Annotated in this window: 16 protein-coding genes; 2 read left to right on the forward strand and 14 right to left on the reverse strand. The window is 68.2% G+C overall.

Going from position 1 to position 19,796, the window contains the following annotated elements; genetic code table 11:
- Positions 1-24: 24 nt before the first annotated feature.
- A complete protein-coding gene (locus ACFYY8_RS00955; protein WP_390035828.1) occupies positions 25-3,198 on the reverse strand; it encodes a S41 family peptidase in 3,174 nt (1,057 codons plus the stop codon).
- 66 nt (positions 3,199-3,264) lie between these two features.
- Between ACFYY8_RS00955 and ACFYY8_RS00960 the strand changes: the two genes are divergently transcribed.
- Both ACFYY8_RS00960 and ACFYY8_RS00965 read left to right on the forward strand, forming a co-directional pair.
- Positions 3,265-3,855, forward strand: coding sequence for a cob(I)yrinic acid a,c-diamide adenosyltransferase (locus ACFYY8_RS00960; protein WP_390035830.1), 591 nt, complete (start codon positions 3,265-3,267; stop codon positions 3,853-3,855).
- A 1,645-nt stretch (positions 3,856-5,500) separates the two neighbouring features.
- Positions 5,501-7,108, forward strand: a complete 1,608-nt coding sequence (locus tag ACFYY8_RS00965) for a M4 family metallopeptidase (RefSeq protein WP_390035832.1) — start codon at positions 5,501-5,503, stop codon at positions 7,106-7,108.
- Positions 7,109-7,404: 296 nt separating this feature from the next.
- Here ACFYY8_RS00965 and ACFYY8_RS00970 read toward each other — a convergent pair whose 3' ends face one another.
- The 13 genes from ACFYY8_RS00970 to ACFYY8_RS01030 form a co-directional block, all read right to left on the reverse strand.
- The gene (locus ACFYY8_RS00970) at positions 7,405-7,818 is read right to left on the reverse strand and encodes a DUF2550 domain-containing protein (protein ID WP_352009648.1); all 414 of its coding nucleotides are present in this window, start codon (positions 7,816-7,818) and stop codon (positions 7,405-7,407) included.
- A gap of 42 nt (positions 7,819-7,860) precedes the next feature.
- Positions 7,861-8,268, reverse strand: coding sequence for a F0F1 ATP synthase subunit epsilon (locus ACFYY8_RS00975; RefSeq protein ID WP_352009649.1), 408 nt, complete (start codon positions 8,266-8,268; stop codon positions 7,861-7,863).
- A gap of 62 nt (positions 8,269-8,330) precedes the next feature.
- Complete coding sequence (atpD, locus tag ACFYY8_RS00980; protein ID WP_352009650.1) at positions 8,331-9,758, reverse strand: F0F1 ATP synthase subunit beta; 1,428 nt, start codon at positions 9,756-9,758, stop codon at positions 8,331-8,333.
- A gap of 1 nt (position 9,759) precedes the next feature.
- The gene (locus ACFYY8_RS00985) at positions 9,760-10,659 is read right to left on the reverse strand and encodes a F0F1 ATP synthase subunit gamma (RefSeq protein WP_390035835.1); all 900 of its coding nucleotides are present in this window, start codon (positions 10,657-10,659) and stop codon (positions 9,760-9,762) included.
- Positions 10,660-10,662: 3 nt separating this feature from the next.
- Positions 10,663-12,312, reverse strand: a complete 1,650-nt coding sequence (gene atpA / locus ACFYY8_RS00990) for a F0F1 ATP synthase subunit alpha (RefSeq protein WP_390035837.1) — start codon at positions 12,310-12,312, stop codon at positions 10,663-10,665.
- Between the two features lie 23 nt (positions 12,313-12,335).
- Complete coding sequence (locus ACFYY8_RS00995; protein WP_390035839.1) at positions 12,336-13,145, reverse strand: F0F1 ATP synthase subunit delta; 810 nt, start codon at positions 13,143-13,145, stop codon at positions 12,336-12,338.
- Positions 13,145-13,684, reverse strand: a complete 540-nt coding sequence (locus tag ACFYY8_RS01000) for a F0F1 ATP synthase subunit B (RefSeq protein ID WP_352009654.1) — start codon at positions 13,682-13,684, stop codon at positions 13,145-13,147. Before ACFYY8_RS01000 ends, ACFYY8_RS00995 begins: the two co-directional genes overlap by 1 nt.
- Positions 13,685-13,719: 35 nt before the next feature.
- Positions 13,720-13,950, reverse strand: a complete 231-nt coding sequence (gene atpE / locus ACFYY8_RS01005) for an ATP synthase F0 subunit C (protein ID WP_390035841.1) — start codon at positions 13,948-13,950, stop codon at positions 13,720-13,722.
- A 70-nt stretch (positions 13,951-14,020) separates the two neighbouring features.
- Positions 14,021-14,812, reverse strand: a complete 792-nt coding sequence (gene atpB / locus ACFYY8_RS01010; RefSeq protein WP_390035843.1) for a F0F1 ATP synthase subunit A — start codon at positions 14,810-14,812, stop codon at positions 14,021-14,023.
- A gap of 306 nt (positions 14,813-15,118) precedes the next feature.
- The gene (locus ACFYY8_RS01015; protein WP_352009657.1) at positions 15,119-15,547 is read right to left on the reverse strand and encodes a hypothetical protein; all 429 of its coding nucleotides are present in this window, start codon (positions 15,545-15,547) and stop codon (positions 15,119-15,121) included.
- A gap of 1,093 nt (positions 15,548-16,640) precedes the next feature.
- Positions 16,641-17,981, reverse strand: coding sequence for an MraY family glycosyltransferase (locus tag ACFYY8_RS01020; RefSeq protein WP_390035845.1), 1,341 nt, complete (start codon positions 17,979-17,981; stop codon positions 16,641-16,643).
- A 57-nt stretch (positions 17,982-18,038) separates the two neighbouring features.
- Positions 18,039-19,304 carry a serine hydroxymethyltransferase gene (gene glyA, locus ACFYY8_RS01025; RefSeq protein WP_390035847.1) on the reverse strand — a complete coding sequence of 422 codons (1,266 nt, stop codon included), beginning with the start codon at positions 19,302-19,304 and terminating at the stop codon, positions 18,039-18,041.
- 104 nt (positions 19,305-19,408) lie between these two features.
- A complete protein-coding gene (locus ACFYY8_RS01030) occupies positions 19,409-19,789 on the reverse strand; it encodes a hypothetical protein (protein ID WP_390035849.1) in 381 nt (126 codons plus the stop codon).
- Positions 19,790-19,796 lie beyond the last annotated feature (7 nt).

The raw sequence follows: 19,796 nt of genomic DNA on the forward strand, positions 1-19,796 counted from the left end.
GTCAGTCGGCGGAGCTGACAAATGTCATCCGGACCGAGGCGGCAGCGCCGGACGACGCCGGGACGGACGCCGCGAGAGGTCGGGAGCCTTCGCCGCCGGCCGTTCCTCAAGCGCGGCCAGCGCCAGCCGTACCGCCTCCTCTATCTGCGGATCCCGGCCCCGCGCCCAGTCACCGGGGGTGATCTCCACCTCGACGTCGGGATCGACGCCGTAGTTCTCGACCCCCCAGCCGAGCTCGTCGAACCAGAAGGCGTACCTCGCCACGGTGATGTAGGAGCCGTCCACCAGGCGGTGGTCTCCCTCCGTGCCGATGACTCCGCCCCAGGTCCGGGTGCCGACCACGGGACCGAGCTTGTGGATCTTGAAGGCCGCCGTGACGATGTCGCCGTCCGACCCCGCGTTGTAGTCGGTGACCGCGACCAACGGGCCACGCGGGGCGTCCTCCGGATAGGTGACCGGGTTCAGGCCCCTGGGCAGGTCCCAGGCGATGATCCGGCGGATCAGCTTCTCGATGATCAGCTCGGAGGTGTGGCCGCCCCGGTTGCCGCGCAGGTCGACCACCAGTGCCTCCCTGGTCATCTCCCTGCGCAGATCACGGTGGAACTGCGCCCAGCCCTCCGCGACCATGTCCGGGACGTGCAGATAACCGACCCTGCCTGCCCCCAGCTCACGGACGTGCGTCCTGCGCTCGGTGACCCAGTCCTGGTAACGCAGACGCCGGTCGTCGCGCAACGGGGTGACGACGACCCTCCGCCCGCCGCCCAGGGTCAGCTCGACCGGTTTGTCCGCCGCCCCGATCAGCAACGGCGCCGGGCCCTGTGGGGGCACCGGACGACCGTCCACGGCCAGCAGCGTCTCCCCCGGCGTGATCCCCGCCCCCGGTACGGCCAGCGGCGAGCGTGCGTGCACGTCCGAGGACTCGCCGGGCAGCACCCGGTCTATCCGCCAGCGGCCCTCCTCGTCCCGGGACAGGTCGGCGCCGAGCAGACCCACCGGCTCGGAGACCCGGTGCCCCCACGGAGCCGCGTAGACGTAACAGTGCGAGGTTCCCAGCTCCCCCATGACCTCCCACAGCAGGTCCGCGAAGTCGTCCTGGGTCGCCAGACGCTCGACCAGCGGCCGGTACTCGTCGAGCACGGCCTCCCACTCCACCTCCGCCAGGTCCTCGACCCAGAAGTCGGCCCTGACCCTGCGGCCCATCTCGGTGTAGGCGTGCCGCCACAGGGCGACCGGGTCGGCGGTGACGCGGATACGCGACAGGTCGACGGTCGTGTCCTCACCGTTCTTGCCTGTGACCGGCCGGACCGTGAGGGTCCCCTTGTCCGAGACGACGAGTTGGGTGCCGTCCCCGCTCACCGCGTACCAGTCGAGCTTGTCGACCACCTCCTCGCACTTGCGCTTGACCAGGTCGAAACGGTCGAGCGCGGCCCTGGGAGCCTCACCGCCGACCTTGTCCCGGTCCTCACCCAGCTCGCCCGCCAGCGGCTCACGCAGCCAGACGATGCCGTCCTTGACCGCGCTGAGCGCCGAGTAACGCCCCTCGGGCACCGGTACCTGCACCACCCTGGAGGCGATGCCGTCGAGATCGACGGTGAACGGGAGGTCGCCGTCCTTGTCGTCCTCCGGATCCGTCAGGGGCCGCCCCTCCCCGCTCGGCGCGAACGGCGACGGCGTCGCCGCGGCCAGCGGCACCAGGTACGGCCGGTAGCCGAACGGGAAGGACATGTCGAAGGAGTGCGCGTCGTAGACGGGGTCGAAGCCCCTGCGCGACAGGAACGCCAGATACCTCCCGGCGAAGGCGGGCGAGACGTCGACGAACCGCCCGTCGGTGACGTCGGTGACGACCCGGTCGGCCATCCTCGCCAGCCTGATCCGCCGCAGCGGGGTCGCGTCCGGGTGCGACCACGCCAGCCATGCGGAGTCCGGAGACCAGGTCAGCCCGCTGATCTCGCCGTTCGCCCTCGACAGCTCGACGACCTCCCCCGAGGCCACGTCGACCAGGAGCAGCCCGCCGTCCCTGGCCGCGACCGCGATCGTGTTCGCGTCGGGCGCCACGGCCAGGTCACCGACCTCGCCCAGCCGCCCGGCGGCGATCCTGCGGGTCTCCCCGCCGCCAGCCGGGCCGATCTCCAGCCCCTGACGCTCCCCGTCGTCGAAGACCCACACCACCCGGTCCGCGCCCAGGAGCCGAGGCGTGCCGGCGGCCAGACCCGTGCTGAGCTGCCGCGCGGGCCCGTCCCGGTGGGTGAGCCAGTGCACCGTCCCCTGGACCTCGACCGCGCTCGCCTGCCCGGTCGCGTCCACCGCCAGGTCGTGCAACCGCCACCCCGGGTTGACCTGGTACGGCTGCCGCCCCCTCGGCGGCGAACCGAGCGTCACGTCGAGTTTGCGCGGCGAGCCGTCGAGATCGTCGAGCAGGTAGACGTCCCCCGCGTTCTGGTAGACGATCCTGGTCCCGTCAGTGGTCGCGTGACGGGCGTAGAAGACGTCATGGTCGGTGTGACGGCGCAGTCCGGTGCCGTCGAGCTCGCAGGAGTAGAGGTTGCCGACGCCCTCGTGGTCGGAGAGGAAGACCAGCCGCCCCCCGACCAGCATCGGGTTGGCGAAGGTACCTCTCACCTCTGGCAGGACCCGTTCGAACTCGTCCGACAGGCCGCGCCGTACCCACAGGCGGCCCGCCGTACCGCCTCGGTAACGCTTCCAGACGGCGGGATCGCGGGAGAGCGAGGCGGTGAGCAACGCGACCGTCGCCCCCGCCTCCCCCGATCCCCCGCCGTCCCCCGTGGCCGCCAGGTCGAAGACCGGCCCGTACGGCAGCCGCTCGACGTGACCGTCGCCGAGCGCGTAGGCCCAGTTCCGCCAGACGAACGGCTCGCCGGTCGCGCTGATCGCGAGGATCCTGCCGTCCGGAGTCCAGCCGCGGGTGCGGGTTCTGGGGTCGTTCCAGTAGGTCAGCCTCTCCGCCGACCCGGACTCAAGGTCGGCGAGGTGCACCTCGGGGTGGCCGTCGCGGACACTCGTCCACGCGACCCTGGTCGCATCGGGAGAGAGCCGGGGATGCGAGGCCGGCGCCCTGTCCGAGGTCAGGCGCCAGGCCCTGCCGCCTTCGGCGGGAGCGGTCCAGACGTCGTCGTCGGCGACGAAGGTCAGAGTCTCCCGGGAGATGTGCGGGAAACGCAGGTAAAAACCGGAAACCATCGGTAAATCATATTGTCAGCTATCTAACTAATCAGGAGTAATTCTGCGCAAGATACGCTGAGTCTCATGACTCGAGCTGACAGAGACAACCCGGTGGTGCTCTCCAAGATCTACACGCGCACCGGCGACGACGGCACGACGGCACTCGGCGACATGAGCCGCACCCGCAAGACCGACTCCCGGCTCGCCGCCTACGCCGACGTGGAGGAGGCCAACGCCGCGATCGGCGTCGCCCTGGCCGTGGGCACCCTCGACGAGGACGTCACCGCGGTCCTGGCCCGGGTGCAGAACGAACTGTTCGACCTCGGCGCCGACCTCTCCACGCCGATCACGGAGAACCCCGAGTTCCCCCCGCTGCGCGTCGAACCCTCCTACGTCGAGTGGCTCGAAGCCAGGTGCGACGAGTTCAACGAACGGCTCAAGCCGCTGCGCAGCTTCATCCTGCCCGGCGGCACCCTCGCCGTGGCCCAGCTCCACGTCGCACGGACCGTGGCCCGGCGCGCGGAACGGACCGTCTGGGCCGCTCTTGAGGAGCACGACGACGTCAACCCGCTGACCGCGAAGTACCTCAACCGCCTCAGCGACCTGCTGTTCATCCTGTGCCGCGTCGCCGCCGAGGGCGATGAGATCCTGTGGAAGCCGGGGGGTACGCGATAACACTTGCGCCGCCTTCGGCGTCGCGGGCTTGGGCGCTCCGAGTCGGCGCTTTCCCTCGTCACTGTGTCTCTTTGCTCCGCCTGGCGGCGTCGCGGGGCTTGGGCGCCTCCGAGTCGGTGCTTTCCCTCGTCACTCCGTCGCTTCGCTCCTGCGTTCCTCAGTCCAAGCACCGACGCGCCCAAGCCGGACACCTCTCACGCACAGCACCGGGAAAGCACAGCTCTGCCCCTCTGCACCGCCTTCGGCAGTACGGTCTTGGACGCCCAGGGTCGGTGTCTCCCTCGTCACTCCATCGCTGCGCTCCTGCGTTCCTCAGTCCAAGCACCGACGCGCCCAGGCCGGAGGCCCCTCACACTTGGCGTCGGGAAAGCCGGAGAGCAGACCCTCAGATCGGCGCCGGGGTGTCCGGGACGGAACTCCTCATGCCTGGAGTCGAGAGCCTGAGGGGCTGAAGTGGGAGGGGCGGTACCCCCGGTTCCCGTGCGGGGGTGCTTGTCTGTGTCGCCGGTCGGGCGGAGCCGGGTGCTCTCTGCAAAGACGTGATGAGCGCCAAAAGCTCATTTTTCGTGTGTTGGTTGGCTGTCGCCATGGGGTGAGGACGCTTCGCTGGAAGGTTTACGGATCGTGATCGAGATGGGTCATTATGCCCGGGAATGAGCCTTCTCGGAGGTTCACCGAAAGGCCCGCGACGGCCGAATCCGGAACGGTGAAATCTGTTTGGAGCCGAAAGAGAAGGAGAAGAAGGGCGGCTTTCTCACAATTGAGAAACAAGAGCCCGGCGCCTACGGCAATGGCCTTCACCTGGCGGTTTCCCGAGAGGCCGCCCCACGGGCACGGCCGCCACGGAGGGATCGATGGATACACCTCCGGGGTTTCCATGAACGGCGCGAGCGACCGACAAGTCGGGCTTTGACGTCGTCGCCGACCATCATCCCCGCAACGGCAAAATGTCAGGACTTGTCCTCTTATAGGCGGGTGACACTCATCGCCGAGTGGACGGGGTCCGCCGACGCGAGTCCCCACGGAACGCCCCTCCGGCGCCCCGTCACGCACGGATCGGCCGGAACGTTCCCACCACCCGGCCACCGGCGGGAACCGGCGACGGCCCGGCTGGACGGGTTCGAACCCACAGGCCGGTGGGACGTGCGGCAGCGGAGATCCACCCGGTTCGGACGCCGGGCCCGCCCCGGTCGAGATCTTCTCAGCCCCCAGCCCGACCCGTCACCGCCCAAGCCGGGACCCCAACCCCGGAGCGCGAATCCCTTGCACATACCGTGACCCCGCCCCTTCCCCGTCCGAGCCGAAACCTCCGCCCGGAGCGGGGTTCCATTCTCAGCGCGTTATGGCCGCCGTGCCGCCGTCCGCGCACGGACCGGGCGCAGCGCGCCAAGCCGAGGAGGCGGCATGGGTCGCGACCTCCCATTCCTTGGACGCGCCTCACCACACATGCGCAGCGTGGACGGGTGGCGACGGAGGGTTCCGGTGGTCGTTACTTACCGTTTACCTTGACATACGAAAATGCTATGCCTTTACGAGGCTTGTCAATCTATCTGTTGCATGTCACCTTTAGTGCAGCCCTGGCCGGCCACGGGCTCCTGCTAGTCCCTTCCCCCCTTTGTGGGACTTGTGAGAGGAGTCATCCGTAGTGAGGTCTAAGACAAGGTTGGGGGGCGTCGCCGTACTGGCGGCAGCCGCCCTGGCCACATCCGCGCTCACGAGCGCGACCGGCGCGTACGCCCAGCCGAACGGCACCGGCCCTTCGGCCACCGCGAACTCCGATGGCGCCTACGCCCCGCCGGACGCCCAGAGCAGTGAGCGTGCGATCGCCACCGCGGACAGAGCGCTGGTGGCGCAGTCCCAGGCACTGCACAAGGCTCCAGAAGACAGCTTCGTCCGCGAGAAGACCGTCGTGGGCACCTTCGGTCTCCAGTACGTGCACTACAAGCGCAGCTACCGGGGCCTTCCCGTCTACGGCGGCGACGTGATCGTCGCCACCGACCGGACGGGCGAGCAGGCACGGGACGTCGTCTCCGGGCAGCAGGCCACGCTCAACCTGGACACCACCCCCGTCGTCAGCGCGGACGCGGCCTCGGCCACCGCCCGCGGCCAGCTCACCACCGTCGCGACCGCCTCCGCGCCGGTGCTCGTCGTCCACGCGGCGACCGAGACCCCGGCGCTGGCCTGGGAGGTCGGGATCACCGGACGCTCGGGCGACGCCGAGAGTGTTCTTCACGTGTACGTCGACGCGCGCACCGGCGCCGTCATCGACAAGGTGGACGAGGTCAAGGAGGGAACCGGCAACAGCTACTACAACGGCAACCCGGTCACCATCCAGACCTCGGGCTCGGGTGGCTCCTACTCTCTGACCGACGGCACCAGGCCCGGCCTGAAGTGTGGTGGCCAGAACGGCGCCGCCTACACCAAGAGCTCCGACTCCTGGGGTAACGGCTCCGGCACCAACCTGGAGACCGCCTGCGTCGACGCCCTCTACGCGGCCCAGAAGGAATGGGACCTGCTGAAGAACTGGCTCGGCCGCAACGGCTTCAACGGCAGCGGCGGCGCCTTCCCGGCTCGTGTCGGCCTGAACCAGGTCAACGCCTTCTGGAACGGCTCCTACACCAACTTCGGCCACAACCAGTCGAACAGCCGGCAGGCCACCCCGATCGACGTGGTCGCCCACGAGTACGGCCACGCCATCTTCCAGTTCTCCGGCTCCGGCGGCTCCGGCAGCGGTAACGAGGCTGGCGGCCTGAACGAGTCCACCGGTGACATCTTCGGAGCCCTCACCGAGGCCTACGCCAACAACGCCTACGACCCGCCGGACTACACCGTCGGCGAGGAGGTCGACCTGGTCGGCAGCGGCCCGATCCGCTACATGTACAAGCCGAGCACCAACGGTGACCCGAACTGCTACAGCTCCTCCATCCCCAGCACCGAGGTGCACAAGGCCGCAGGTCCGCAGAACCACTGGTTCTACCTGCTCGCCGAGGGCACCAACCCCGGTGGCGGCAAGCCCGCGAGCCCGGTCTGCTCCGGCCCGTCGAGCCTGACCGGCATCGGCGTCCAGAAGGCCGGACGGATCTTCCAGGGCGGCCTCAACCTCAAGACCGTCCCCTGGACGCACGGCAAGGCGCGCGTGGCGACCCTGAAGGCCGCCAAGTCCCTCTACACGTGCGCCGAGTTCAACGCGGTCAAGGCCGCCTGGAGCGCGATCAGTGTCGGCGCGCAGAGTGGTGAGCCCACCTGCCCGTGACAGGCGCCGGGTGTGTGCGGCGGTGATCCCGCCGGCACGCGCGAGGCCCGTCGGCTCCCGTCATCGGGCGAACCCCCGGCACCCTCATCGGCGAATCGCCTCCGGGCGAAAGCCGCCGCCGGCTCGATGACGGCGTCTGGACCCGGTTGGACGGCACCGTATGAGTGACATACCCGCACCGTCACTCATGGGACGTCCCCGGGGCCGCGTTCTCCCCTGAGAACGCCGGATGGCCCGGACCACACCAGGTCCGGGCCATCTTCCATGCCGGGGTGGGCCGCCCTCGCTCAGGAGGGTCAGGCCACGTCGAGATGGGCGCTGGGCGGAGCGGACTCCAGCCAGGCGACGAAGCCGGTCAACGCCCGGTATCCCATCGCGAGCTCGAACGCCACACGCTCGTTGCGGCACTCCAGCGCCGTCACACCTTCGATGAAGCCGTAGAACTCGTCCGAGCCGATCCTGCGTCGTCCAGAAATGACAAGGCCGCGCCTCACGATCACGTGGCGCGGCCTTGGAAGCAGACCTATGAGCGGAATCCAGTTGAGGTGACCGTCGGCATAGCGGGCCACACCGACCCGCCAGCCTCGTTCTCCCGACATCGGACGCAGGCAACACAGCACCGAACCCCGGGATCGGGTCAGGATCAGTACGCGGGAGGCGAGGAGGGCGGCCAGCAGCGCCACGACGATGAGTACGTCCAGCACCACCATGTCTCCGCCCCCAACAACCGGTACCGCGCTCAGAAGCAGAATTTATCCGACTTCTTCGCCCGCCGCGCGCAACCTTGCCCTGGCGCGCTTGACCTCGATCGCGGCGTCGGCGTCCTCCTGGTTGGCATCGATGGATGCCTGGGCCCGCTGGAGGGCGTCCTTGGCGGCGGCGACGTCCACCTCGGAGCCGAGTTCGGCCAGCTCGGCCAGGATCGACACCTCGTTGTCCGCCACCGAGAGGAAGCCTCCGTGGACCGCGGCGACGAGGTCGGGCTCGCCACCGCCGCGCTTGACCGTCAGCACGCCGCCCTCAACGAGGACGCCGAGCACGGGCGCGTGCTTAGGCATGATACCGATCTCGCCGTCAATGGTCTTGGCAATCACCATGTCGGCCTCGCCCGACCAGATCTCACGCTCCGGCGAGACAACGCCTACTCGCAGCTTCGCCACTTTCCTGAGTTCCTTTCGAACCAGGCACCGGTACGGCCGGGCCGTACCGGTGCCGATGGCGACTAGCGGGCGAGTTCCTTGGCCTTGGCGATGGCCTGCTCGATGCCACCGACCATGAAGAACGCCTGCTCGGGCAGGTGGTCGTACTCACCGGCGCACAGACCCTTGAACGAGGCGATCGTCTCGTCCAGCGGCACGAACTCACCCGGCTGACCGGTGAACGCCTCGGCGGCGTACATCGGGTGCGACAGGAAGCGCTCGATACGGCGGGCCCGGTTGACGGTGACCTTGTCCTCTTCGGAGAGCTCGTCGATACCCAGGATCGCGATGATGTCCTGCAGTTCCTTGTACTTCTGCAGGATCCGCTTGGTCTCCTGGGCCACGCGGTAGTGCTCCTCGCCGAGGATCAGCGGGTCGAGGATCCGCGAGGTGGAGTCGAGCGGGTCCACCGCGGGGTAGATGCCCTTCTCCGAGATCGGCCGGGACAGAACGGTCTGCGCGTCGAGGTGCGCGAACGCGTTGTGCGGGGCCGGGTCGGTGATGTCGTCCGCGGGGACGTAGATCGCCTGCATCGAGGTGATCGAGTGACCGCGGGTCGAGGTGATGCGCTCCTGGAGAACACCCATCTCGTCGGCCAGGGTCGGCTGGTAACCCACCGCGGACGGCATACGGCCGAGCAGGGTGGAGACCTCGGAACCGGCCTGGGTGAACCGGAAGATGTTGTCGATGAACAGAAGCACGTCCTGCTTCTGCACGTCACGGAAGTACTCCGCCATGGTGAGGGCGGAGAGCGCGACGCGCAGACGGGTGCCCGGGGGCTCGTCCATCTGGCCGAAGACGAGGGCGGTGTCCTTGAGGACGTTCGCCTCCTCCATCTCCAGCCAGAGGTCGTTACCCTCACGGGTGCGCTCGCCGACGCCCGCGAACACCGAGGTGCCCGAGAACTTCAGCGCGACTCGGCGGATCATCTCCTGGATCAGAACGGTCTTGCCGACACCGGCGCCACCGAACAGACCGATCTTTCCACCCTTGACGTACGGGGTGAGCAGGTCGATGACCTTGATGCCGGTGGGCAGCATCTCGGTGCGCGACTCAAGGGAGTCGAAGGAGGGCGAGGGACGGTGGATGCCCCAGCGCTCCTCGATCTTCAGCGACGCGGTCGGCACGTCCAGGGACTCGCCCAGGGTGCTCCACACGTGGCCCTTGACGACGTCGCCGACCGGCACGGAGATGGCGGCACCGGTGTCGGTCACCGGAGCGCCACGGGTCACACCGTCGGTGGGCTGCATGGAGATGGCGCGGACCAGGTTGTCACCCAGGTGCTGGGCGACCTCCAGGGTCAGGGTCTTGGTCTCCCCCGCGAGGAGGACGTCGACCTTCAGCGCGTTGTAGATATCGGGCATCGCCTCGACGGGGAACTCCACGTCGACGACGGGACCGGTGACCCGCGCGACGCGGCCCACGCCGGTCTCAACAGTCTGTGCAGTCATTTCACTCTTTCCCCGCTGCGGCGTCAGCCAGCGCGTTGGCGCCACCGACGATCTCGCTGATTTCCTGGGTGATCTCGGCCTGGCGAGCCTGGTTCATCTGCATGGTGAACACACGGATCAGCTCGTTGGCGTTGTCGGTCGCCGACTTCATGGCCCGGCGACGCGAGGCGTGCTCGGAGGCGGCCGACTGGAGCAGCGCGCTGAAGATACGCGATTCCACGTAACGCGGCAGCAGCGTGTCGAGTACGGCGCCCGCGGTGGGCTCGAACTCGAAGTACGGCAGCGGCGTCTCCGGCTTCGCGGTGGTCTCCTCGATCTCAAGCGGGAGGATCCGCCTGACCGCGACCTCCTGCGTGAGCATCGAGACGAACCCGGTCGAGACGATGTGGATCTCGTCCACCCCGTCCTGCGCCGAGAACGCCTCGATCAGCGTGTCCGCGATCTGCTTGGCGTGGCCGTAGGACGGGCTGTCGGAGAAGCCGTCCCACTTCCCGCCCATCTCGCGACCGCGGAAGGTGTGCCAGGCGATGCCCTTACGACCGACCACGAAGGGAACCGGCGTGATGCCCTTGCCCTTCAGCAGCGTGCCGAGGGCCTCGGCCTCACGCAGGATGTTGGCGTTGAAGCCACCGCAGAACCCGCGGTCACTGGTGACGATGAGCACGGCCGCCTTGGCGGGCCGCTCCTTCGACACCGTCAGCGGGTGGTCGACGCTGCTGGTGTTGCTGACGACGCCCGTGACGGCGCGGGTGATCTCACGCTCGTACGGCACGGCCGCCTGCATACGCTGCTGCGCCTTGACGATGCGCGACGAGGCGATGAGCTCCTGGGCGCGGGTGATCTTCGCCGTGGACCTGACCGACTTGATCCGCCGCCGCAGCAGTCTTAGCTGGGCACCCATCGGCTACTTCTTCTCGGCAGAGCGGACGTGCTTGGTGATCTTCTCCTGGCCGACCTCGTCCGCGGACAGCGCGGCGACCGGCTCCTCGTTGACCAGCAGCTCGCCCGACGAGGTCTCGAAGGTCTTCTTGAACTCGGTGATGCCGTCCTTGAGGGCGGTCACCGTGTCGTCGGAGAGGTCCTTCGTCTCGCGGATGCTGTCGAAGACGCCCTTCTTCTCCCTGGAGACGTAGTCCAGGAACTCCGCCTCGAAGCGGCGGATGTCCTCGACGGGGACGTCGTCCAGCTCGCCCGTGGTGCCGGCCCAGACCGAGACGACCTGCTTCTCGATGGGGAAGGGGGCGTACTGCGGCTGCTTGAGCAGCTCGACCAGGCGCTGGCCGCGCTCCAGCTGGGCGCGGGAGGCCGCGTCCAGGTCGGAGGCGAAGGAGGCGAAGGCCTCCAGGTCACGGAACTGCGACAGCGACAGACGCAGCGTGCCCGCGACCTTGCGCATCGCCTTGATCTGCGCGGAGCCACCGACTCGGGAGACGGAGACACCGACGTTGATGGCCGGACGCACACCCGAGTTGAACAGGTCGGTCTCGAGGAAGCACTGACCGTCGGTGATGGAGATGACGTTGGTCGGGATGAACGCCGAGACGTCGTTGCCCTTGGTCTCGATGATCGGCAGACCGGTCATCGAGCCCGCGCCCATCTCCTTCGACAGCTTCGCGCAGCGCTCCAGCAGACGGGAGTGCAAGTAGAAGACGTCGCCGGGGAAGGCCTCACGGCCCGGCGGTCGGCGCAGCAGCAGGGAGACGGCGCGGTAGGCGTCGGCCTGCTTGGTCAGGTCGTCGAAGACGATGAGGACGTGCTTGCCCTGGTACATCCAGTGCTGGCCGATGGCCGAGCCGGTGTAGGGGGCGAGGTACTTGTAACCGGCGGGGTCGGAGGCCGGGGCGGCGACGATGGTGGTGTACTCCATCGCGCCCGCCTCCTCAAGGCGGCCCTTGACCTGCGCGATCGTGGAGCCCTTCTGGCCGACGGCGACGTAGACGCAGCGAACCTGCTTCTCGGGGTCGCCGGAGAGCCAGTTCTCCCGCTGGTTGAGGATGGTGTCCACGGCGATGGCGGTCTTGCCGGTGCCACGGTCACCGATGATCAGCTGACGCTGGCCGCGGCCGATCGGCGTCATGGCGTCAACCGCCTTGAGGCCGGTCTGCAGCGGCTCCTTGACCGGCTGGCGCTGAACGACCGACGGGGCCTGGAGCTCAAGGGCGCGCAGGCCCTCGGACTCGATGGCGCCCTTGCCGTCCAGCGGAACACCCAGCGGGTCGACCACTCGGCCGAGGAAGGCGTCGCCGACCGGCACGGACAGGACCTCGCCCGTCCTGCGGACCGACTGGCCCTCCTCGATCTTGCTGAAGTCGCCCAGAACAACGACACCGATCTCCCGGACGTCCAGGTTCAGTGCCAGGCCGCGCGTGCCGTCCTCGAACTCAAGCAGCTCGTTCGCCATCGCCGAGGGAAGGCCGGAGACATGGGCGATACCGTCGCCGCAGTCGACGACGGTCCCGATCTCCTCGCGCGCGGCGCCTTCCGGCTCGTACGCCTGGACGAAGCGCTCAAGCGCGTCCCGGATCTCGTCCGGCCGGATCGTAAGCTCCGCCATCTCTCTTCAGTCTCCCTATTCGCCTAGCCGGCCAACCGGCGGCGGACTTCTTCGATTCGTCCCGCGATCGTGGTGTCGATGAGGTCGTCCCCGATCCGCACCGAGAACCCTCCGAGCACTCGCGGGTCCACCTCGACGTTCAGGTGAACGTCGCGGCCGTACGAGGTGCGGAGCCACGTGGCGAGACGCCGCTTCTGCTCCTCGGAAAGCTCGACCGCGCTGCGCACCACCGCGACGAGGCGCTGCCTCTGGGCGGCGACCAGGCTGCCGAACTCGTCCAGCCCTCTGTCCAGGCTACGTCCTCGCGGATGCAGCACAAGCTGCGTGACCAGACGGAGCGTGGTGGGGGCGACCTTGCCGTCGAGCAGGGAGCCGAGCAGCTCCTGCTTGGCCTGTCCGGTGACGGCGGGGTCGGCCAGGACGCGCTGCAGATCCAGGTTCGAGGCGACGATGCGCCCGAACCTGAACAGTTCGTCCTCGACGTCGTCGAGCTTGCTCTGCGCCTCGGCCTCGGCCGAGGCGGCGACGACGCCGAGCCGCTCAAGGGCGTCGGCCAGGTCTCCGGAGCCGGACCACCTGACGGAGACGGCCTGGATGACCGTCTCCAGGGCGGCACCGCTGACCTTGCCCTCCAGCAGAACCCGTACGGCCTGGGCCTTCTGGGACGCCGGACGGGCCGGGTCGGACATATAGCGCCGGAGTCCGTGCTCACGGTCGAACAGGTCGGCGACCGCGAAAAGCTCGTCGGCCAGCTGGCCGAGGTCGGCGCTTCCCGCGACGGCGTTGAAGCGCTCTTCGACCTCGGCCAGCGAAGCCCTGCTCAGACCTCGCATCAGCGAACCGCCGCGCTGCTGCCGGCCTCAAGCTCCTCGAGGAACCGGTCGACGGTACGGCGCTGGCGCGCCTCGTCCTGGAGGGACTCACCGACGATACGACCGGCGAGGTCGACCGACAGGCGGCCGATCTCCGTGCGAAGCTGGGCGAACGCCTGCTGGCGGTCGGCCTCGATCTGGGCGTGCGCGGCCTCGATGAGACGACGGGCCTCGGCCTGCGCCTCCTCGCGGAGCTCGGCCTTGATCTGCGCGCCCTGCTCCCGGGCCTCTTCACGCAGGCGGGACGCCTCGTGACGAGCCTCGGCCAGCTGGTCGCGGTACTGCTTGAGGGCCCGCTGCGCCTCTTCCTGAGCGTCGGCGGCTCGCTTCAGGCCGCCCTCGATCGCGTCGACGCGCTCGGCCAGGGTCTTCTGGATACGGGGAACCAGGAGACGCCCGACGATGAAGAGGACGACCAGGAACGCGAACCCGCCGACGACCATCTCGGCCACGTTGGGCACAAGCGGATTGCTTGCTTCCTCTGCCGCTAGGAGATACATGGGTGCTGCCTTCCGTCAGAGCGGGGTGGTGTTTCTCAGGTCCGGAAGACGAACGCGAGCGCGATACCGATCAGCGCGAGCGCCTCGGCGAACACGAAGCCCAGGATCATGTTCTGGCGGATCAGGCCGTAGGCCTCGGGCTGGCGGGCGATGGCCTGCACACCCTGACCGAAGATGATGCCGATGCCGACGCCGGGGCCGATCGCTGCGAGGCCGTAACCGATGGAACCGAGGTTGCCGGTCACGTCGGCGAGCAGACCACTCATGGGTTGGTTTCCTTTTCTATCGACCAGTGGAGTGTCCACCGGGGTTCTCTGGCGGTGAGAGGGAAAAGTCTTAGTGCGCGGCGTGCAGGGCGTCGTTGATGAACATGGCGGTCAGCAACGCGAACACGTAGGCCTGCAGCGCCTGGATGAACAGCTCGAAGGCCGTCAGCAGGATCGTCATGACGACGCCGAGCACGCCGACCGGAGCCCCGAGCGGGGTCAGCTGGACGAACAGGAAGTGCCAGCCGACCTCGGAGAACAGGCCGATGATCAGGTGACCGGCCATCATGGTGGCGAACAACCGGATCGCGTGCGTGATGTGGCGCAGGAAGAACGTGGAGATGAGCTCGATCGGCGCGACCAGGAAGTAGATCCAGGTCGGCAGGCCGGGCGGGAACATCACGTTCGTGAAGAACTTGATGGGGCCCTGGTTCTTGATGCCCAGGTACATCACCAGCACCCACACCCCGATCGCGAGGACCGCGGGGTAACCGATGCGTGACATCACCGGGAACTGGATGAAGATGATGGAGCCGAACAGGTTCATGATCCACACGAAGAGGAACATGGTGAACAGCAGCGGCATCCACCGGTCGCTGTCCCTGCCGAGGTTCGGCCTGGCGATCTGCTCGCGGACGAACTCGTAGGCGAGTTCGCCGACGTTCTGCACGCCCCTGGGCACCAGCTTGGGCCGGGAGAAGGCGGCGAAGGCGAAGGCTATGACCAGCAATCCGCCGATGAAGGCGAGGAGAGCGGGCTTGTTGAACCAGGCCTGACCTTCGACGAGCGGCGGCCAGTCGAATATGCCGAGCCCCGGAGCATGGAACTCCTCGGAGGCGAGAGGCGTCAGCGCGGCGCTCACTCGGCGTTCCCTTCGTCGTGATGATTGGTCAAGAGGGTGTCATCCGGCTGCCGCGCCGTATGCAGGCCGGCCGGACGAGGAGGGTGAAGATGGTGAGGAGACCAGGGCTCGATGGCTCCGAAGGACGTTCCTCTACCTTCGTCTATCGCGCATGTTTATCGCGCACGCGACAATAGCAGGCGGGGCTCTGACTAGTCATACCGGGCCAGCCTCCAGGGTTCTCTCTCCCGGGAGGGCCGACCGTGACCGGTCCCGCCTCGTCTGCCATGACGAGCTTAGGGGACGGGCTGCGAAGATCGCGACTTGTCATCGCTTGCTCCCGAACTGGCCGGGCACCGTCGCGTCGGGGTCGACGTAGAGGATCCGGAGTTTCAGGAAGCCGCGCGCCTCACCGGCCGTCCAGCAGATCGTGCACGCGATGACCGTCAGGGCGAAGGCCATCGGGCTCCACACGGTGGTGTCCTCGAAGGCGGTCAGCAGCACCACCAGCGCGAGGATCTTGGTGAAGAAGACGCCCATCGCGGCGGCCATCATCATCGTGGGTGAGATCCGGGCCGCGTAAACGACGGCCAGCAGGCCGATCGTGAAGAAGGCGCCGACCACGAGGACGCCTATGCCCGCTCCCAGTGCCCCCTTGCCGCCCGAGAGGACCGCGGAGACGACAACGGCGACCAGCCCCAGTAGCGCCGTGGGGATCGCGGCGGCTTTGAGAACTTGGAGATCGTTGGCCTGCATCGGTGCTCCAGGTACGGTTATCAAGCGAGCAATTGCTACGGCGCAGGATGCGTTCATGACGCCTGCCTGCTAGTGAAAGCTATCACAAGCTCTCGAAGGCCGCCTTTACCTGCCGTTTCAAGTAAACGATCAAGAAGTGTCCGGCGGCCGGACCCGGCACGACCCGGCGCCCTCCGAGGCGGCCGGGCGCGCCCTCCACAGGAAAGCCGCATTCGGCCGCGCCGGGCCATCGGCGCCCCTGACGGTTCACCCGACCCCCGCGGACCGGTGGATACAGGCCGCCGATCCCGGTGAACGAGCATACCTTTTCCGACTCCCGCGGTTCGCAATCGATTTCACCGCGCCATTAACCAGGGAAAAAGAACTGTTTTCCCTTAATGCCTCTCATGCGCCACATCAAACGAATACGAGCTCTGTCTGACCGGGATCGAACACGGCCTTCCGAGCCAGGAGTAAAGGAGGCACCCGGAGCAGGGATTCGTTATACGGAGTCATGACCTTACCCCGGATTTCACCGTGGACGCCGGTGCGGGCCCCTCCCCGCTCCCGTGGCGTACGGCACCGCCCGCCCCTGATCAGCGATCTCTGCACGGCCCTCCACCTCTGCCGCGGGGAGCGACTCGCATCCCTCGGGAGAGAGCATCCCGCCCGGGACGGACGACGGCGTCGAAGAACGCATCCGAATTGCGGCTTTCATGCCTCCCATCGACCCCACGCGGAGATCACTCCAGCAACAATCCAGACTTCACCTCGCATATGGCGACAATCCCATCGAAGGGATCCCCTACCCCGCCCACCGAAACACGATGGACCGACCGCTGTTCACGAAGAAAGAGATCACTTCTCGGTGTTCGCTCTGTTCTTCCCCTGCCGGGAATCCGTGTCCGATATCCCGCCACCGGACGTGCGCGGGGGTCACCGCCGTCCCCGTCACCGGGACGGCCGCTGGCCCGCACCCCGTGCCCTCCGGGAGGGCTTCACAGGGCTTCGCAGAGGCTTCACAGGGGCCCCACACACCCCGGAAGGGGCACGGGGAGACACCGGCCCCAGCCGTACAGTGACGGATCACACACGGCGGGGACGCCGGACGACCTCAGGGCAGCGTCTCGGGGTTGGAGAAACCGGGGCCGGGGAGCGCCGACAGCACGGCCGTGTCCTCACCCACGCCGGGCACCTGGGGAGCGGGCGGGTAGGCCACCGGGGCTCCCAGTGCGGCCATGGGGGCACCGGGAGGGCCGGGGGGATACGGAGGCTGAGCGGGGAACGGCTGTGCCGGGTGGACGGAGGACGACTCCGCGTCCGAACGCACGTGGCGGCCTCCCCCCGCGTTCCTGCGCGCACGCCAGCTCGGCAGCGCCATCACCACCAGCACCACGACCGCCAGCAGGAAGGTCAGCAGGAACAGCACAAGCGGGAGCCCCTCCACGGCCATCGCCACGACGGTGAAGGCGAACAGGATCGTCCACGCGTACATGATCAGCACCGTGCGCCGGTGCGAGTGGCCGATGTCCAGCAGCCGGTGGTGCAGGTGGCCCCGGTCGGGCGCGAAGGGCGACAGACCGTTCGAGGTGCGCCGGATCACCGCCATGATCAGGTCGAGCAGCGGAAGCACCAGGATGGCGACGGGCACCAGCAGCGGCAGGATGACCGGGAAGCGGTTGATGGTGGTCGAGTCGAGCGGCGTGATGGTGATCATCGTGGAGGACAGGACCAGCCCGAGCAGCATCGCCCCGGTGTCACCCATGAAGATCTTCGCCGGATGGAAATTGTGCGGCAGGAAGCCCAGACAGACACCGATCAGCACCGAGGCGATGACCGCCGTGACGTTGATGCTGGTGTTGCCGTAGTAACTGGACAGGACGACGGAGTAGACCCATGTGGCCATCGCGGCGATACCGACGATCCCGGCGGCGAGCCCGTCGAGCCCGTCGACGAAGTTCACCGCGTTGATCGCGACGACCACGACCAGGATCGTGATCAACGGGCGGAGCGTCGAGTCGAGACCGAACGGCCCGCCCATGGCGTTGGGCAGCGGAAGCCACGGCAGGGTGACGTCGAAGGCCACCAGGACGCCCGCGGCGCCGATCTGCCCGGCCAGCTTGACCAGCGCGCTCATCCCCCACCAGTCGTCGAGGAAGCCGGTGAGCGTGATCAGGCCGCCCGCCGCGATCAGTGCGATCGCGGTGTTGCCGCCCGCGAAGGTCTCCTCCCCCAGCTTGCCTCCCGCGTACGGCAGGCTGCTCGCGATCAGCAGGCCGGCGACGAGTCCGCCGTACATGGCCAGGCCGCCGAGTCTGGGGGTCGGGACGGTGTGCACGTCACGGTCACGGACCTCCGGCATCGCGCCGATGCGGATGGCGAACACGCGGACCAGTGGGACCAGCAGGTACGTGGCCGCCGCCGCGACCAGTGCCATGAGTAGGTATTCGCGCACGGACCTAGTTTCTCTGATAGTCGGGCCATCTGTGACCGGAAACCGTGACAGAACGCCTCATAGTTCCCTGGCATATGTCTGGTGGGCGTGTGCCAGCTCCCTCGCCCGCTCTCTGGTCTCCGCCACGGCGGCCGGATCCTTGACGACCCGCGCCACCATCGAGGCGATCTCCTTCATCTCCTCGGCTCCCATCCCCTGGGTGGTGACGCAGGGGGTGCCGACCCGGATTCCCGAGGTCACCGTGGGCGGTTCCGGATCGTAGGGGATCGCGTTGCGGTTGAGCGTGATGCCCGCGGAGGCGCACCGCTGTTCGGCGAGGGCGCCGGAGACCCCCGTGTCCCGCAGGTCGACCAGGGCGAGATGACTGTCGGTGCCCCCGGAGACAGGCCGCATGCCCTCGGCGGCCAATCCGTCGGTCAACGTCTGGGCGTTGGCGACCACCTGACGGGTGTACTCGGCGAACTCGGGACTGAGCGCCTCCCCGAAGGCGACGGCCTTGGCCGCGATCGCGTGCATGAGCGGGCCGCCCTGGGTGAACGGGAAGACCGCGCGGTCGATCCTGCCCGCCAGTTCCTCGGTGCACATGATCCCGCCACCCCTCGGCCCGCGCAGCGCCTTGTGCGTGGTGAAGGTCGCCACATCCGCGTACGGCACGGCGGACGGCATGGCCCCTCCGGCCATCAGCCCCACGGTGTGCGCGATGTCGGCGAGCAGCCAGGCCCCGACCTCGTCCGCGATGCCCCTGAAGGCCGCGAAGTCGATCCGCCGCGGATAGGCCGTGGCACCACAGATGATCATCTTGGGCTGGTGCCGCAGTGCCAGCTCCCTGACCTCGTCGTAGTCGATCAGCTCGGTGTCCCTGCGCACGCCGTACGCCACGACGCCGAACCAGCGGCCGGAGAAGTTGACCCGGGAGCCGTGGGTGAGGTGGCCGCCGTGCGGCAGCGCCATGGCCAGCACGGTGTCGCCCGGCTGGAGCAGTGCCGCGTAGGCCGCCAGGTTGGCCGAGGTGCCGGAGTGGGGCTGCACGTTGACGTGGTCCGCGCCGAACAGTCGTCTGGCCCTCTCGACCGCGAGGCGCTCGGCGCGGTCGACGACCTCGCACCCCGCGTAGTAGCGCCTGCCGGGATAGCCCTCGGCGTACTTGTTGGTCAGCGTCGACCCGAGCGCGGCGAGCACGGCGGGCGAGGCGAAGTTCTCGCTGGCGATGAGCTGAACACCGTCGCGGGCCCGTTCGAGCTCGTCGACGAGGACCTGCGCTATCTCGGGATCTTGTCTCTGCAGGAGGCCGAAGTCGGGCCCGTAGTACGGCTCAGCACCCATGGTTCACATCCCGGGGATGACGACTCACCCCACTGTATGCCTGTCCGCCGTCTACGCCCCACGCCAGGGGAGCGTTTCCCCGTGGGCGCAGGCCCGTGGGCGCCTCACGAGAAGGCGTGCGGTGCCCCCGCGTTGACGGGTATCCACCTGGGCGTGTCGGCCGCCTGATCACTGATGGAGGTCAAGATCGCCTGCCGGTAGAGGCCGAGCCGGGTGCGCCACTCGGCCATATCCTCCACGTAGCGTCCGGAGACGGGGGCGTCCCAGACGTCCTTGCTCCTGGCCATCTGATAGGCCTTGTCCAGGCTTGAGGTCAACGCGTCAAGCTCTGGCAGCACCTGCCGCCACATCATGACCAGCCGCTGGTAGTCGGGATTGAACTCCCAGGAGACGGCCATGTCCGGTGTGGGCAGTCCCGGGCTCCCGGAGACGGGCGGGGTCTCCCCCGGCTGCAACGGCTGTGGGGCGGGCGGGTCGACGAACATCACAGAC

Source organism: Streptosporangium sp. NPDC001559 (genome assembly GCF_042893955.1).
GTDB lineage: Bacteria > Actinomycetota > Actinomycetes > Streptosporangiales > Streptosporangiaceae > Streptosporangium.

Excerpts from the sequence above, each read along its gene's own strand:
- ACFYY8_RS00955 (WP_390035828.1), bottom strand. The coding sequence starts at position 3,198 with ATGGTTTCCGGTTTTTACCTGCGTTTCCCGCACATCTCCCGGGAGACT.
- ACFYY8_RS00960 (WP_390035830.1), top strand. The coding sequence starts at position 3,265 with ATGACTCGAGCTGACAGAGACAACCCGGTGGTGCTCTCCAAGATCTAC.
- ACFYY8_RS00970 (WP_352009648.1), bottom strand. The coding sequence starts at position 7,818 with ATGGTGGTGCTGGACGTACTCATCGTCGTGGCGCTGCTGGCCGCCCTC.
- atpD (WP_352009650.1), bottom strand. The coding sequence starts at position 9,758 with ATGACTGCACAGACTGTTGAGACCGGCGTGGGCCGCGTCGCGCGGGTC.
- ACFYY8_RS00985 (WP_390035835.1), bottom strand. The coding sequence starts at position 10,659 with ATGGGTGCCCAGCTAAGACTGCTGCGGCGGCGGATCAAGTCGGTCAGG.
- atpA (WP_390035837.1), bottom strand. The coding sequence starts at position 12,312 with ATGGCGGAGCTTACGATCCGGCCGGACGAGATCCGGGACGCGCTTGAG.
- ACFYY8_RS00995 (WP_390035839.1), bottom strand. The coding sequence starts at position 13,145 with ATGCGAGGTCTGAGCAGGGCTTCGCTGGCCGAGGTCGAAGAGCGCTTC.
- ACFYY8_RS01000 (WP_352009654.1), bottom strand. The coding sequence starts at position 13,684 with ATGTATCTCCTAGCGGCAGAGGAAGCAAGCAATCCGCTTGTGCCCAAC.
- atpE (WP_390035841.1), bottom strand. The coding sequence starts at position 13,950 with ATGAGTGGTCTGCTCGCCGACGTGACCGGCAACCTCGGTTCCATCGGT.
- ACFYY8_RS01015 (WP_352009657.1), bottom strand. The coding sequence starts at position 15,547 with ATGCAGGCCAACGATCTCCAAGTTCTCAAAGCCGCCGCGATCCCCACG.
- glyA (WP_390035847.1), bottom strand. The coding sequence starts at position 19,304 with ATGGGTGCTGAGCCGTACTACGGGCCCGACTTCGGCCTCCTGCAGAGA.
- ACFYY8_RS01030 (WP_390035849.1), bottom strand. The coding sequence starts at position 19,789 with ATGTTCGTCGACCCGCCCGCCCCACAGCCGTTGCAGCCGGGGGAGACC.